Below are 15083 nucleotides of genomic sequence, written 5' to 3' on the forward strand. Positions count from 1 at the left end.
CGGTTGAAGTGGTGCCGAGGCGCTCGACCTCGGCGAGTGACAATCTGACTGGAAACCTTCCATGCTGCCCCCGCCCACGCTTGAATGTGACGTCCTTGTCATCGGCTCCGGCGCCTCCGGCCTTGCCGCCGCAGTCACTGCCGCACATCACGGTTTGAAGGTGATCGTCGCGGAAAAAGCCAGCCAGCTAGGCGGTACCAGCGCCTGGTCGGGTGGCTGGTTGTGGATCCCGCGTAATCCATTGGCCGTCGCAGAAGGCACCATCGAGGCCGACGACGCACCAGAGCGGTATTTGCGTGCGCAAACGCAGGTAACCGAACTCGACCCACGCCAGCGCGCCTTTCTACGCCATGGCCCGGACATGGTGGCGTTCTTCCAGCAACATACCGCCGTGCAGTTTTTTTCCGGTTCGAAAATGCCCGACATGCACGAAGGCGATGGCAGCGCGGGTGGCGGCCGCTCACTGTGTGCGCAGCCATTCGACGCACGCCAGCTCGGGCAATGGATACACAAACTGCGGCCACCGTTGGACATCGTCAGCCTGGCCGGCATGGGCATCGCCGGAGGCGCGGACATGGCCGCGTTCTTCAACGCCACGCGTTCGGCAAAGGCCGCACTGCACGTCAGCAAGCGCCTGCTGCGCCATGGCCGCGACCTGCTGTTGCATCGACGTGGAATGCAGTTGGTCAACGGCAATGCCCTGGTGGCACGCCTGTTACGCAGCGCCCTCGACCTTGGCGTGACGCTGCTCACCGACCTGGCGGCCACACGCTTGCTGGGCGAAGGCCGAATCACCGGAGCACAATTCGCCAATGGCCAGCAGGTGCTGGCACGCCGTGGCGTGGTGCTGGCTTGCGGCGGGTTTCCCCACGACCGCCAGCGCATTGCCCAACTGATCGCCCATGCCCCCGACGGCGATCGCCATCACTCCGCCGCGCCAAGGGAAAACAGCGGCGACGGCCTGCGACTGGCCGAGCAGGTCGGCGCTCAGGTGGGCACGACGCTGGCCCACGCCGGCGCCTGGGCCCCGGTTTCGCTGGTGCCCCGCAGCGATGGCAGCATTGGCCATTTCCCTCACCTGATCGACCGCGCCAAGCCGGGCTTTATCGCGGTGCGCCGCGACGGCCGGCGCTTCGTCAATGAGGCCGACAGCTACCACGCCTTCATGAATGCGCTGTTCGCCGCAACGCCCGAAGGCCAGCCGCACGAGGCTTGGCTGATCTGCGATCACACCGCGCAACGTCGCTATGGTATCGGCTGGGCCAAGCCCTTCCCGTTCCCCACGGCTTTCTATGAGCGACGCGGCTATTTGTTCAGCGGCCATACGCTGGAAGCGTTGGCCATGCGCTGCGGGATCGATGCCGGGCAATTGAAAAGCACGGTGGACGCGTTCAATCATCACGCATTGCAAGGCCAGGACCCGGACTTCCAGCGTGGCGCGTCGGCCTACAACAAGGCACAGGGCGACCCGCTGCAGACGCCGAACCCATCCCTGCGACCATTACGGCATGGCCCGTTCCATGCGGTGCGGCTGCTGCCCGGCAGCCTTGGCACCTTCGCAGGTATTCGCACGGATGCCTCTGCGCGGGTGCTGGATGCCCATGAGCAACCGATCCCCGGCTTGTTCGCGGTCGGCAACGACATGCAGAGCATCATGGGCGGGCATTACCCAAGTGGCGGCATCACCCTTGGCCCGGGCATGACCTTCGGCTACCTGGCCGGTCGGGCGCTGAGCGTCTAGCCCGTGGCTCGCTATTGTTCGGTTACCGAACAATAGCCCCTCACTTGAATTGACGCTCACCCATTCACTGCTCACCATTGAATGACCTTGCGTGCGCCCCCTGCCTGGGACCCAGCCACGACCGAGACGTACCCGCAGTCATTACAATTTCAAGAAATATCCACGACATGACCCATTCCAAGTTCGACACCGCCCTACCCCGTCTTAGCCACGGGTCCATCGGCGACAAGCTGCGCGGCGCCTTCGCCGTCGGCAAAACCCGCTGGGGCATGCTTGCCCTGGTGTTCTTCGCCACCACCCTGAACTACATCGACCGCGCCGCGCTCGGCATCATGCAGCCCGTCCTGGCCAAGGAAATGAGCTGGACGGCGATGGACTACGCCAACATCAACTTCTGGTTCCAGGTTGGCTACGCCATCGGTTTTCTGCTGCAAGGCAGGCTGATCGACAACGTCGGCGTGAAGCGTGCGTTCTTCTTTGCGGTGCTGCTCTGGAGCCTGGCCACCGGCGCCCATGGGCTGGCCACTTCAGCCGCAGGCTTCATGGTCTGCCGATTCATTCTCGGCCTGACCGAAGCCGCCAACTACCCGGCCTGCGTGAAAACCACGCGGCTGTGGTTCCCCGCCGGCGAACGCGCCATCGCCACCGGGCTGTTCAACGCCGGTACCAACGTCGGCGCCATGGTCACCCCGGCACTGTTGCCGTTGATCCTGGCCGTGTGGGGTTGGCAGGCCGCGTTCATCGCCATGGGTAGTCTTGGCTTGATCTGGGTGGTGTTCTGGGGCCTTAAGTACTTCAACCCTGAAGACCACCCGCGCCTGCGTCAGAGCGAGCTGGAGTACATCCAGCAGGACGCCGAGCCCGAGGTCCCGCGCTTGCCGTTCAGCCGTATTCTGCGCCTGCGCGGCACCTGGGCCTTCGCGGTGGCGTATTCGATCACAGCGCCGGTGTTCTGGTTCTACCTGTACTGGCTGCCGCCGTTTCTCAACCAGCAGTACTCGCTGGGTATCAGCGTGACCCAGATGGGTATCCCGCTGATATTGATCTGGCTGACGGCAGACTTCGGCAGCATCGGCGGTGGCATTCTTTCGTCCTGGCTGATCGGCCGTGGCGTGCGCGCAACCCGCGCCCGACTGCTGTCGATGCTGATCTTCGCCTGCACCATCGTCAGCGTGGTCTTCGCCGCCAACGCCAGCGGCTTGTGGATGGCGGTGCTGGCCATCGCCGTGGCAGTGGGAGCGCACCAGGCCTGGACCGCGAACATCTGGAGCCTGGTGATGGACTACACGCCCAAGCACCTGGTGAGCACGGTGTTTGGCTTCGGCAGCATGTGCGCGGCGATTGGCGGGATGTTCATGACGCAGATCGTCGGCAGTGTGCTGACGGCTACCCACAACAATTATGCGGTGTTGTTCACCATGATTCCGGCGATGTACTTCATTGCGCTGGTGTGGATGTACTTCATGGCGCCGCGCAAGATCGAAACGGTTTAGGCGCGAAAACACTTTCCTCTATGGGGCCCTTAGGGGCCTCTTTTTTTGCCTTGGGAATGGTGTTGGGGTGTTTGGCGTTAGAGGTGTTGCGCCTGTGGGATCGAGCGCCGCCCGCGCGGCGCATCGCGAGCAAGGCTCGCTCCTACGTTTGTTTCGGGCCAATTATTCCTGCGAGATTCGTGCGCGACCGCTTTGGCGCCAGACGGGATATTACGTCGTATGAACCAGGCGGTCGCGCGCGCCTGTCACAGGCGTTATTGGCCGTAAACAAACGTAGGAGCGAGCCTTGCTCGCGATGCGCCGCGCGGGCGGCGCTCGATATCCGCACCACCTAAACGCTCAAGTCAGACCCTTGCCAATACCGCGACTGCCTTTTCCAACGCCATCCGCGCCCGCTGCTCGGCACTGATCCCCTGCTCCATCAACTGCCGCGTCGGAATCTCCAGGCTCAGCGGCACGGTGGCCGGCAAGGTACGCAGCAGGCCAATCAGGTCGGCATCGCCATCCCCCGGAAAGCGCCGTTCGTTACGCGCCTGGCGCAGAATCTCGTCCATATCATCCGGCACCGGGCCAGCCACATCGCACAGCTGGGCATAACGCATGCACTGCGGTGCCAGACGCGCCAGGTCCTGCAGGGACGATCGTGAGCGGTTGAAGTGGAAGGCATCCACCAACACACAGCCATTGGCACGGTCGGCCTCGGCAACGATGTCCATGGCCTGGCGCAGGTTGCGCACGTCGGTCCAGGGCATGAACTCAAGGTGCGGGTGAATGCCGTAGCCTGCCGCCAGGTCGCACAACTCGGCAAAACGCTCAGTGAGGCGCACCTGGTCCGGGTCGTTCCCCGCCACCAGCAGCTCGGTGCCACCCAACTCGGCCCCCACCGCCAGGATGGCCTCGAAATCGGCAACGCAGGTTTCCGGTTTCAAACGCAGAATTTCCAGGTCCAGCACCTTGATACCGGTATCGCGCAGGCGCGCCTGGGTCTGCCGACGCAACTCGGCGTCTGCCACCAGCGGGAAATGCCGCTCTTCCTGAGTGGCAGGCACCAGTCGCAAGCCAACGTGGCTGTACCCGGCGCGGGCGGCGACTTCCACCATGTCCGGCGGAGAAAGCTCAAGCACCGTCAGTGCGGCCAGGGAAAAGATTCGATCAGTCATGTGTTCCACCTGAAGCAATAAAGGAGGGAGGTCGCTGGCGCTCTGCCAACAGGGCAAGACCAGCGACGCAGGGTGTGGGTGTCAGGCAATCGGCTCTGGCGCGCAGGCTCGGCCGCTTTCGGCCGCCTGGCGGATGGCCTCGATCAGCGCCAGGGTGCGGCCACCGTCGGCGGCGTCGATCAGCGGGGCTTCTTCGCCACGGGCAACGCGGATGAAATGCTGCAATTGCAAGGTCAACGCCTCGCCTGCGGGAATCGACTCTTCGCTTTGCAGCAGCGGCGTGTGCCAGCCAGAACCGGTTTCGGCGTAGTGCCAGCGCTTGAGCTGCGGAATGCTCAGCGCACCTTCAGTGCCGGCCAGCAGGTAGCAAGGCTGATCGGCTTGGCGCGGGTAGATCGGGCTCTCGCCGGAATCCAGCTCCCAGCTCCACGGCGCGGCCACCGCGTCAGAACCGGTCAGGCTGCCCAACGCGCCGTTGGCGAACTGCAACAGCACCGCGGCGCTGTCCTCGTTGGCAAAGCCACGCACATCGTTACGGGTGAACGCCTGCACCTGCACCACCTCGCCACACAGGTGGCGCAGCAGGTCGAGGTCGTGAATCAGGTTGGTCAGCAGAAAGCCCGCGCCCGGCTCACGGCGCCAAGGCGTCTCGAAATAGCTGTCAGGCTTTTGCAGCTGCCACAACGCGGTGACGTTGATCAGCCTGCCCAGTCGGCCATCCTGAATCACCTGGCGCGCACGGGTGATCAACGGGTTGTGCCGCCGGTGGTGGCCGACCAGCACCGGCACGCCACAACGGCGCGAAGCCTCCACCAGCGCCCGGACTTCGTCCAGGTGCACTCCCACCGGCTTTTCCACCAGCACCGGCACGCCGGCCTCGACGCAATCCAGGGCCGTGGCGACATGTTGGTTGTTCGGGTTGGCGATGATCACCGCCTCGGGCTGGACTCGCTCCAGCATCTGGCGGTGGTCGGCAAACCAGGCCACGCCGCACTCGGCGGCGAACGCCTCGGCCTGCGGGCCGGGGTCGGCCACTGCACACAACTGCGCTTCTGGTAGCTTGCGCAGGTGCTGGTAATGCTGACGGCCCATGATGCCGGCGCCGATGAGGGCGATACGAAGGGGTGCGTTCAACAGACGGTCCTCTTGTCATTGTTGTTGTCGAGATTCTGAAACCAGGTTCCACAATCCACTTTCAACAATTTAGAACCAAGTTCCAGCTTTCAGAAGCACCCGCTCGATAGACTGTGCGGTAATCGACCGCTAATACGCGCAGAGGCCTTCAGACGAACAGTTCGCTGGCCTGGCTGGCGGCCGACAGCTCCTCCACCGCGGCCAACAGCAGCGGTGCCAGTTCCGGCAGGCGCGTCTGCGCCATGCGGGCACTGGGGCCGGCGATGCTCAGCACTCCGATGACTTCGTCACTGTAGGAACGACGCACCACCGCCGCCAGGGCCGAGGTACCGACCGCCGAGGTTTCCTCGACCCAGGCATAGCCACGTTCGCGGGCACGGTGCAGGTAGGCCAGCAGTTCGTCGGTGGAGCGTGGTGCATTCGGGCCGAACTGCGCGGGGTCGGCGATGCCCTGGCGCAACACCATCTGCAGCGCCGCCTCATCGCTCAGGCTGGCCAGCCAGGCATGCCCGGACGCGGTGTAGAACAGCGGCGCGTCACGGCCCATGTCGGGGTCATAGCGCAGCCCGGAACGGGCGCCCTGGGACTTGGCGATCCATGTCTGGCGGCTGCCGTCGATCACGCCGAGGCGCACCAGTTCACCGCTGTCCTGGGCCAGACGGTCGAGAATCGGCTGAATGATGTCGGCACCGCTGTTGGACAGGTAGCGAAAGCCCAGCGCCACCAGCTTGGCGGACAGTTGGTAGCGGCTGTTGTCGCGGTTCTGCCGCACGTAGCCCAGGCGAATCAGCTCGGCCAGCATGCGGTGGGCGGCGCTCTTGGGAATGTCCAGGCGCTCGGCCAGGGTTTGCAGCGCCAGGCCTTGGGGTTCGCCGGTAAGGCTTTCTACAAGACTGAAGGCGCGTTCGATCTGACTACCAGCCATTACTACAAGACCCCTGAAAAAATTGTGCGAATTCTAGAAGAAAATTCCGGAACAGCGGACGCCGGGGCGGCCAAGTGTCCGGTTATCGACCACTAATTGCCCGCACCTGCCAGTAATCGCTTGCGCGGGGTTCGACCAGCCAACAACATTATGGAATCACGTTCCAATAATAATGCAGGAGACGCCCCGATGCCCACCGATCCCTACCAAGCCGACTGCGACGTTCTGGTCATCGGCTCCGGCGCAGCCGGGCTGGCTGCGGCCGTCACCGCCGCCTGGCATGGGCAGAAGGTCATGCTGGTGGAGAAAGCGCCGGTATTCGGCGGCGCCACGGCCTGGTCCGGCGGCTGGGCCTGGGTACCGCGCAACCCGCTGGCTCGGCGCGCTGGCATCGAGGAAGACATCGAGCAGCCTCGCACCTACCTGCGCAACGAACTGGGCGAGCACTTCGACGCCGAGCGCGTCGACGCCTTCCTTGAAGCCTGCCCGCACATGGTGGCGTTCTTTGAAAAGCATACCGCGCTGCAGTTTGCCGACGGCAATGGCATTCCCGACATGCATGGCGATACACCCGGCGCCGCCAGCGGCGGTCATCAGGTAATCGCGGCGCCTTACGATGCCCGCGAAGTCGGTGCCTTGCTGCCGCGCCTGCGCAAGACCCTGCGCGAAACATCGTTCATGGGCATGCCGATCATGGCCGGGCCCGACCTTGCCGCGTTCCTCAACATGACCCGTTCCCCACGCGCCTTTATGCACGTGTGCAAGCGCTTTGGCCGGCACCTCTACCACCTGGCCCGACACGGGCGTGCGATGCACCTGGTCAATGGCGTGGCGCTGGTGGCACGGCTGGCGAAATCGGCTGAAGACCTGGGCGTTCGTCTGCTGGAGTCAGCACCGGCCAAGCGCCTGCTACTAGAGGATGGGCAGGTAAAGGGGGCTGTGGTCACTACGCCACAAGGTGAAATGCACATTCGGGCCAAGGCCGTGGTGCTTGCCGCCGGGGGTTTTCCCAACGACACCGAGCGACGTCAGCAACTGTTTCCACGCGACGCCAGCGGCCACGACAACCTTGCCCTGCCCCCGCAGTCATGCTCGGGCGACGGCCTGCGCCTTGGCGAGGCGGCTGGTGGCGTGGTCGCGACCGACCTCAAATCGCCGGTGGCCTGGGCGCCGGTATCGAGGGTACCGCACCGTGACGGCAGCGTCGGCCACTTCCCGCACATCATCGAACGCGGCAAACCGGGCATCATTGGCGTGCTGGCCAGCGGCAAGCGTTTCGTCAACGAAGCGCACGGCTACTACGACTACGTTTCGGCCATGGTCGAGGCGGTGCCGCAAGGCGAGGAAGTCTACTCGTGGCTGATCTGTGACCACCGTTTCCTGCGCCGGTTCGGCCTCGGTCACGCGCGCCCGGCACCGCTACCGGTGTGGCCACACTTGCGCAGCGGCTACCTCAAGCGCGGCGCCACGCTGGAACAACTGGCCCGCGCCTGCGGCATCGACCCGACCGGTTTGAGCGCCACGGTCGCCGACTTCAACCGCCATGCCCGCAACGGCCAGGATCCGGCATTCGGCCGTGGCTCCACCCCGTTCAACCGCAAACAGGGCGACCCACTGCACAAGGGCCCGAACCCCTGTGTAGCGCCCATCGAGCATGGGCCGTTCTATGCGGTGAAGGTTCAACCCGGTTGCTTCGGCACCTTCGCCGGCCTTCGCACCGACGGCCACGCCCGTGTGCTGGACGAGGCCGGCCAACCGATTGCGGGCCTGTACGCGGCGGGTACCGACATGGCCAGCGTGTTCGGCGGCTGGTACCCCTCCGGTGGAATCAACCTCGGGCCGGCACTGACCTTCGGCTATGTGGCGGGACGGCATATTGCTGGAGCGACGGACTATGAGTAAGCGTCAGAACGTATGAAACAGCATCAGGCCGCCCTCGGCATCGGGGCTGGCGTCGGAGAAGCCTTTGACTGCGTACAGCTGAACCTTCCATTGCTGATTTAGCTTATGGGTGACGAACAGGGTCAGCTCCTTGATCTGCGACCCCGTGGACACGACTTTCTGCCGCCAGTCGTAGGAAGCACCTGCCGTGGTTCGGGTTGCCACAGGCAAGGCAAAGCCAAGGCTGGCGAACACCGGGTCGTCGAAATCGCTGTCTGGTGGGTCGCCGTACTTCTTCCAGCCCAGGGTGGCGAAGCCGGTCACCGGGCCGAAGGCCTTGGCGATGTCGACCTGGGCGGTGTAGTCGTATTCACCGGTGCCCAGGCACTGATCTTCATCCGCGGTGGGGAATTTGACCTTGCCGATCAGGTCCAGCAACAGGCCACCGCCACTGCCGTCGAGCAGGGCATAGGCTGCGCTGGCGACCGTGTCGCCCAGGCCACTTTCCACATCCCTGCAACCACCGGGCAGCGGGTCGCCGTCCGGGCCCACTTCTGGGTTGGTGATGCGCAACCAGGGTACGGTGACCTTGTACGTCATGGGACCGGTTTCATACTTTCCCACCACAGGGACGTACCAGATTTCCGAAGTCGTGCCGGTACCGTAGTCGCCACTGGAGTAGTCGAAGCCTGAAGAAAGGGTGAAGGTATCGGCCGTGACCGAAGCGCTGATGCTTGCCAGCAGGCTGGCAAAAAGAGGGAGCATGGGTTTCATCCACACCTCAAATTCCCGTTGGAAAGTGTGATCCGACCTACCCAGCCTAGTTGTTCGTGGCCGAACTGCTTGAATCTAGTGCCCGGAACGGTCCGGACGCTCTACCTTTTCGGTTTTCTCCACTTTCTCGGGCTTTTCGACCTTCTCGACCTTTTCTACTTTCTCCACCTTTTCTACTTTCTCGACTTTTTCCACCTTCTCGACTTTGTCGACTTTATCGACCTTTTCCACTTTCTCGACTTTTTCTACTTTCTCGACCTTATCTGCTTTCTCAACCTTCTCAACCTTCTCGACCTTCTCCACTTTCTCGCCTTTCTCTACCTTTTCAGCCTTTTCCACCTTCTCGGCCTTCTCTACCTCCTCGACCTTCTCCACCTTTTCCGACCGACCACTGTTGTCAGAGCGCTCATCCTGTTCCACGGACTCGACCCGCTCCGACTTTCCAGAGTTGTCGACCGACTCGGAATTCCCATGGTCATCTGCCTCGACCTCGACGGCATCGCTTTTGCCACTGTGGTCTTCACTGACTGCACGGGTTTCGCTCCCACCTCCATGGCCACTGTTGCTCGAACCTCCCGAACCGCTCGAACTCTGCTCGCTGCTGCGCTCTACATGTCCCCTGCCCGAGTTGTCGAGGCGCTCGCTGGTGAACTCGACGCGCGTTGCCCGCACCTCACGATGACCACTGAACACACCGCTTACCCGGACACGTTGATCCACCGCCAGTTTCGTCGACTGCTCGCCCACGACCACGGTGTCGCGCCCAAGGGTCACGTTGATACCGGCCACCACCAGTTGCTGGTTCTGCCGTCGCTGCACCAGCCCCTCGATCACGGCTGTCTGCACGCGTCCGGCAAATGGCAGGCTGGGGTCAGGGCGGCTCTGGGCGACTTCCAGCTGGCGCCCGGTCCACTGGCCACGCACCAGCACTTCCTGTGCCGGGGCCACGCGGGTACCCAGTTTCAGCCCCTGTAGGCTGCCGGCACGGTCTATCGCCCCAATCGCACTGGACTCTTTCAGGCCAGGTGCACGCTCGATACGGCTGGCCACCACCGCGCCACTGGCATCGCGCAGGCCGCTGACCTTGACCGGCTCGCCTGGGCGCAACCCCTCGGCCACCCGCGCCCCTGCGGCCAGTCGCACGGGCTGGCCCATTACCCGTAGCGGCCCTGCGGCATTAGGCAGTGCGGTCAACGGCCCTTCATAAACGTTGAGAATCGAAATGCGCCCGGCTTGCAGGCCGCGTTGGGTGGCGAAGGCCTCGACCGCGACAACCTGGCCGATGGCAAGGTGCCCACTGCTGGCCGGGACGCCGTTTTCACTCACCGGCACGTCTTTGCCGAAGTGCACCTCCAGGCCATTGACGCAAATCGATGCGAACCCGGTAATGGTGCCAACGATGCCCGTGCCTCCCGTCCCGCCAGGGCGCAGCAGCGGAGCCCCGGTACCGCCTACCCCGCCATTACTGCGGTCGTACAGGGTGCCGTCGACGCCTTCGGCCACCGCGCCGGTACCACCGGTGCCTCCTGGGCGCTGTTGCACAGGTGCACCCGTACCGCCCACGCCACCGTTTTCGCTACGTACGCCGGTACCGCCGACGCCGCCTGGCGACTGCAGCCCCGCAGCGCCCCCCATGCCGACTTCGTCACGGCTGACGCACACCGGTGCTGCTTGCACACCTGCACACGTCATCAGGCCCAGCCCCAAACCCAGGACCAGCGAGACGACACTGAGGCAGCGCGAGAAGGCATTCATGGGTCAGGGCGTCTTCTGCGAATCGGAGTCGGTGGGCTCAGTGTAGAAATAAAGCCCGATGGTGATGCGCTGACGTTGTTCGAGGTTGGGCAAGTCAACGTTTTCAAGGTCTGCAGCCAGTCGACTGAAGCCTAGCAGCGTTTGCATGCCATCTTTGGCCACCACCTCACGCAGGGACTCGACGCTGCCCAGGCTCAAGGCGTCGTAGTGCACGCTGCGCTCGAAAAACGGTTGTCCCTGGCCACTGAGGTTGTGCACCGCGGCACAGGCGTGGTCGTGCAAGTTATGGCCAAAGTACGCGGCTTTTTCGTCGAACCCCTTCTGTGGCACGAATGCCTGGGCTTCCAGATGCACACAGTCCTGCTCATCGAGCCGGACGATACCCAGGCGTAACCACTCGTCCAGCACCACCCGCCCACGGATGTCGGTGCTGATCTTCGCCACCAAGGCATCGAACGAGCACTCACCACCGACACTGGCCAGCCGTGGTAACGGTAACGCCTGGCCAGGCTGAGCGCAGAATGGCGGGCTGTTGGTCCAGACATTGACGAGTTGTGCACCCAGGGTGATGTTTTCGGGCAGCGCTTCGTGCGATGTGTCGCTCTCGCCGCGCAGGCGCCTGACATCCTTGCGATGAACCCCTGTCAGCAGGCTGATGCGGCTATCGCTGGGTGCCTTGTCGTCGAGGCGGAACTCACGATCGGCGACATCGACGAACACCTCCTTGAGCAGGTCGCTGAACATCGTATAGGTGACCCCCTTGCGCAGCATCAAGCGCACCAGCGGGCGCATGACCCGCCGCAAGGCGCTTAACATCGAAGGAGGTAGGGTGGGCGATTGCATTGAGCGCATTCCTTGACAGATGGAACCAGTATACGACGCGGGAAAAAATCCCATACGAGTTGTTACCATTTCCGTCCCGGGATAGGGGATTAACTGTCAGCGCTCACTGCGCACGCGTTGAGAGGGGCAGTCATGGACTGGACCAACCCCAGGCAAAACCCGCCCCAAGGTTTTGCATGAGGCCTGTCAGCGCGGGTCAGCTTCTGCTGTTGTCATCCCCCGCTTCGCCGCCGGCATGAGTGCCGCGGTCATCACCCGGTTCGCCACCCACATGGTTGCCGCGATCATCGCCAGGCTCGCCACCAACGTGATTGCCGTGGTCATCGCCAGGCTCACCGCCAACATGATTGCCATGATCGTCACCCGGCTCGCCGCCTACATGGTTGCCATGATCGTCACCGGGCTCGCCACGGGCATGATTGCCATGATCATCGCCGGCTTCGGCGTGATTGCCGCTGCGCCCGGAGTTGGAATTGCCGTCGTGACCTGCATCGCCATGACCGCTGCCGCTGTGGCCACTGCCGTTGCCGGAATGACCGCCGCCACTGCCGCTGCCACCGTGGCCACCACCGCTGCCGCCACCGTGACCACCGCCGCCACTGCCTCCACCGCTACCACCACCATGGCCACCGCCGCCGCTACCACCGCCACCGCCATGACCACCGCCACCACCGTGGCCACCACCGCCACCATGACCACCGCCACCGCCATGACCACCGCCACCACCGTGGCCACCGCCACCACCGCCACCACCGCCACCGCCACCGCCACCATCCTTGGCGTACGCGCTTGAACCTTGGGAAATCGAGTCCGGAACCAAAACGATGGACGCTGACAGCACGGCGCCGATGGCCGCCGCCAGTAGTGCCCTCTTGAACAACAGCTGGATTTGCATTTTCCGTCTCCTGGTCATCACCGCGAGAAACGCCAAATCAAAGTCGGGGAATCGTTGTAGGTTTTTTACTTTTCTTCGCGTGGGATTTTTTCCCACGCTTAATAATTAGACCTGTTTGTGGAGGGGTTCAAGTGGCGCATGGAAAAGCCGACCGGTGGTGGCCTGGCAAAGAAGAGGGAGTGGGGGTGCGATGTGTTCGTCTTGGGTTTTGCGGTGGTGCGGATATCGAGCGCCGCCCGCGCGGCGCATCGCGAGCAAGGCTCGCTCCTACGTTTGTTTCGGGCCAGTTATGCCTGCAAGAAATGCGCGCGACCGCTTTGGCGCACAACTCGATATCGCGTCGTGCAAACCAGGCGGTCGCGCGCGCCTGTCACAGGCGTTATTGGCCCGAAACAAACGTAGGAGCGAGCCTTGCTCGCGATGCGCCGCGCGGGCGGCGCTCGGTCTACCAAACACCGCAAATGTCATGGCAGGCCCTGGCGCCAAACCGCCCTACAGATCCAGTGTCAAGGTAGGCGTCAACGCCCGGGACACGCACAACATCATCACATTGCCCCGGGCCCGTTCGCTTTCGCTAAGCAGCATGTCACGGTGGTCAGGCACACCATCGAGCACGCGTGTCTCACACATGCCGCACACCCCCTGCTCGCACGATGAAGCCACGGCATGCCCGGCCGCACGCAAGGCCGCCATGATCGTGCACCCACCCGGCACCTGCACCTGGGTGCCGCTGCGGGCGAGAATCACCGTCAACGCCTCGCCCGTTTCGGCAACCGGAGTCGCCGCCGGGGCAAAACGCTCCAGGTGCAGCTGCCCCTCAAGCCCCGCCTCGGCAAAACGTGCCGTGAGGGCATCGAGCAACACTGCCGGGCCGCAGCTGTAAACCTGCCGACCGGCGCGGGCCGCCGCGACCACGGCATCGAGGTCGAGCAAGCCGACCTCATCGGCCGGCAGCACCTCGACCCGCCCTGCCCCCATGGCCTGCAACTCATCGACGAAGGCCATCGAGCGCCGCGACCGCCCGCCATAGAGCATCTGCCAATCGGCCCCGGCGCGCTGGGCTTCGCGGGCCATGGCCATGATTGGCGTCACGCCGATACCACCCGCAACGAACAGGTACGCCTGCCCCTCTTGCATCGGGAAGGCATTGCGCGGCCCGCGAATTGCCAGTTGCTGGCCCAGGCGCAAAGCGCCATGGACCTCCCGCGAGCCACCCCGGCCATTGGCCTCCAGCAATACCGCAATACGCAGGCTACGGCGCTGCTGGGGGTCGCCACACAACGAGTACTGGCGCACCAGCCCCGAGGGCAGCAGCAGGTCGATGTGTGCACCCGGCTCCCAGGCTGGCAGCTCGCCCCCGTCGAGGGCGCGCAGTTCGATCGAGATCACGCCTTCGGCCTCCAGCCGCAACCCCGCGACCTGAACGGCCAGCGCTTCGGCCTGGGCGCTCACGGCATGGCCCTCGGTTCATCGAGCAGGCGTACCGGCACGTGCTGGCCGCGCTCGATGAACTCACGGAAGGCCCGGCGGTAGTTCAGGGTGTACAGGTCCGACGGCACCGAGTGCTCGACCACAGTGGCGTCCCAGTCGATCTCGCGCGGGGTGATGGTCGCGGCCACGGGCAGGTCCTCCAGGTACAGCAGTTCCTCGACCCGCAGGCACTCCTGCAGATCGCCACCTTTGTAGTCGCGGTCGTTGGCCACCCCCCAGAAGATCTTCACATGGTCGTAGGACTCCGGGCACGGGAAGCCAGCAACCACACGCTTGCCCAGACGCTCGTAGTCATAGGTGATGGCCACCAGGCCAGGGGCGACGATGTGGTAGTTCATCATGCAATCGCCGTCGTTGGCCCACTCGCCTTCGCACGCTTGCAGCGGCCGGTCCATCCAGATATCCAGGCCCTCGCGGCGTACGTTAAGCGGTTCCACCACCGGGTTGACGTGGCCCATCATGCCGCGATGGATGTACGAAAAATGCGCCACATCGCCGAAGTTCTCCACCGCCACGGCTACCCCGGTGGGCGAATCCAGCGGCTCGGCCGCCAGCCATTCGAGGTTCAGCTCGCGCCATTCGGCCAGGTCATACAGTTCGAACAGCGGCTCTTCCAGGGCTGTCCACACATGGCCGTAACGCTCCTGGCAGGCAAAGGTACGCACAGCGGCGGCTTGAGGGATCTTGCACTGGTCCTCCAGCGACGGTACGTGGCTGCACTTGCCGCCCTCGGCTGCAAAGCGCCAGCCGTGGTACGGGCAACCAATGCTTTCGCCATGCACTTCACCGAGCGACAGGTCGGCGCCGCGGTGCGGGCAGCGCGCCTCCTGCACCACTGCCTGGCCAGAGTCGGTGCGCCACACCACCAGTTTTTCGCCAAGCAAGGTGGCGGACTGGGGTTTATCCAGGTCCATCGACCGGGCCACCGGGAACCATTGGCGGCGCATGGCCTGTTCGGCGCGTTGGCGCTGGGTTGGTTGGGTCGTCATGC

General features: G+C 64.1%; 12 protein-coding genes. 3 read left to right on the forward strand and 9 right to left on the reverse strand.

The window, feature by feature from the left end:
- The first annotated feature begins 61 nt into the window (after positions 1-61).
- Entirely contained in the window at positions 62-1741 is a 1680-nt protein-coding gene (locus PspTeo4_RS08820) for an FAD-dependent oxidoreductase (protein WP_322363282.1), read from the forward strand.
- A gap of 167 nt (positions 1742-1908) precedes the next feature.
- On the forward strand, positions 1909-3234 hold the full coding sequence (locus PspTeo4_RS08825) for an MFS transporter (protein ID WP_322363283.1): 1326 nt from the start codon (positions 1909-1911) through the stop codon (positions 3232-3234).
- A 344-nt stretch (positions 3235-3578) separates the two neighbouring features.
- Here PspTeo4_RS08825 and PspTeo4_RS08830 read toward each other — a convergent pair whose 3' ends face one another.
- The 3 genes from PspTeo4_RS08830 to PspTeo4_RS08840 form a co-directional block, all read right to left on the reverse strand.
- Complete coding sequence (locus PspTeo4_RS08830; protein WP_322363284.1) at positions 3579-4394, reverse strand: sugar phosphate isomerase/epimerase; 816 nt, start codon at positions 4392-4394, stop codon at positions 3579-3581.
- An 81-nt stretch (positions 4395-4475) separates the two neighbouring features.
- On the reverse strand, positions 4476-5528 hold the full coding sequence (locus PspTeo4_RS08835) for a Gfo/Idh/MocA family oxidoreductase (RefSeq protein WP_322363285.1): 1053 nt from the start codon (positions 5526-5528) through the stop codon (positions 4476-4478).
- Between the two features lie 148 nt (positions 5529-5676).
- The gene (locus PspTeo4_RS08840) at positions 5677-6453 is read right to left on the reverse strand and encodes an IclR family transcriptional regulator (protein ID WP_322363286.1); all 777 of its coding nucleotides are present in this window, start codon (positions 6451-6453) and stop codon (positions 5677-5679) included.
- Between the two features lie 189 nt (positions 6454-6642).
- Between PspTeo4_RS08840 and PspTeo4_RS08845 the strand changes: the two genes are divergently transcribed.
- Positions 6643-8355, forward strand: coding sequence for an FAD-dependent oxidoreductase (locus PspTeo4_RS08845; protein WP_322363287.1), 1713 nt, complete (start codon positions 6643-6645; stop codon positions 8353-8355).
- A gap of 3 nt (positions 8356-8358) precedes the next feature.
- Here PspTeo4_RS08845 and PspTeo4_RS08850 read toward each other — a convergent pair whose 3' ends face one another.
- The 6 genes from PspTeo4_RS08850 to PspTeo4_RS08875 all read right to left on the reverse strand — a co-directional run bounded on the left by PspTeo4_RS08850 (position 8359) and on the right by PspTeo4_RS08875 (position 15081).
- Complete coding sequence (locus PspTeo4_RS08850; protein WP_322363288.1) at positions 8359-9108, reverse strand: hypothetical protein; 750 nt, start codon at positions 9106-9108, stop codon at positions 8359-8361.
- 75 nt (positions 9109-9183) lie between these two features.
- Positions 9184-10863: a DUF5666 domain-containing protein gene (locus PspTeo4_RS08855; protein ID WP_322363289.1), complete on the reverse strand. Its 1680-nt coding sequence runs from the start codon at positions 10861-10863 to the stop codon at positions 9184-9186.
- 3 nt (positions 10864-10866) lie between these two features.
- Positions 10867-11706 (reverse strand): DUF6502 family protein, encoded by an 840-nt coding sequence (locus tag PspTeo4_RS08860; RefSeq protein ID WP_322363290.1) that lies wholly within the window; start codon positions 11704-11706, stop codon positions 10867-10869.
- Between the two features lie 196 nt (positions 11707-11902).
- Entirely contained in the window at positions 11903-12601 is a 699-nt protein-coding gene (locus PspTeo4_RS08865) for a hypothetical protein (RefSeq protein WP_416196913.1), read from the reverse strand.
- Between the two features lie 492 nt (positions 12602-13093).
- A complete protein-coding gene (locus tag PspTeo4_RS08870; protein WP_322363291.1) occupies positions 13094-14053 on the reverse strand; it encodes a PDR/VanB family oxidoreductase in 960 nt (319 codons plus the stop codon).
- A complete protein-coding gene (locus PspTeo4_RS08875; RefSeq protein WP_322363292.1) occupies positions 14050-15081 on the reverse strand; it encodes a Rieske 2Fe-2S domain-containing protein in 1032 nt (343 codons plus the stop codon). The genes PspTeo4_RS08870 and PspTeo4_RS08875 overlap by 4 nt, the downstream gene beginning before the upstream one ends.
- Positions 15082-15083 lie beyond the last annotated feature (2 nt).

Origin of the sequence: Pseudomonas sp. Teo4 (assembly GCF_034387475.1) — a bacterium.
In the GTDB taxonomy this organism is placed as follows: Bacteria; Pseudomonadota; Gammaproteobacteria; order Pseudomonadales; family Pseudomonadaceae; genus Aquipseudomonas.

Excerpts from the sequence above, each read along its gene's own strand:
- PspTeo4_RS08840 (WP_322363286.1), bottom strand. The coding sequence starts at position 6,453 with ATGGCTGGTAGTCAGATCGAACGCGCCTTCAGTCTTGTAGAAAGCCTT.
- PspTeo4_RS08820 (WP_322363282.1), top strand. The coding sequence starts at position 62 with ATGCTGCCCCCGCCCACGCTTGAATGTGACGTCCTTGTCATCGGCTCC.
- PspTeo4_RS08875 (WP_322363292.1), bottom strand. The coding sequence starts at position 15,081 with ATGACGACCCAACCAACCCAGCGCCAACGCGCCGAACAGGCCATGCGC.
- PspTeo4_RS08855 (WP_322363289.1), bottom strand. The coding sequence starts at position 10,863 with ATGAATGCCTTCTCGCGCTGCCTCAGTGTCGTCTCGCTGGTCCTGGGT.
- PspTeo4_RS08845 (WP_322363287.1), top strand. The coding sequence starts at position 6,643 with ATGCCCACCGATCCCTACCAAGCCGACTGCGACGTTCTGGTCATCGGC.
- PspTeo4_RS08865 (WP_416196913.1), bottom strand. The coding sequence starts at position 12,601 with ATGCAAATCCAGCTGTTGTTCAAGAGGGCACTACTGGCGGCGGCCATC.
- PspTeo4_RS08825 (WP_322363283.1), top strand. The coding sequence starts at position 1,909 with ATGACCCATTCCAAGTTCGACACCGCCCTACCCCGTCTTAGCCACGGG.
- PspTeo4_RS08830 (WP_322363284.1), bottom strand. The coding sequence starts at position 4,394 with ATGACTGATCGAATCTTTTCCCTGGCCGCACTGACGGTGCTTGAGCTT.
- PspTeo4_RS08850 (WP_322363288.1), bottom strand. The coding sequence starts at position 9,108 with ATGAAACCCATGCTCCCTCTTTTTGCCAGCCTGCTGGCAAGCATCAGC.
- PspTeo4_RS08860 (WP_322363290.1), bottom strand. The coding sequence starts at position 11,706 with ATGCAATCGCCCACCCTACCTCCTTCGATGTTAAGCGCCTTGCGGCGG.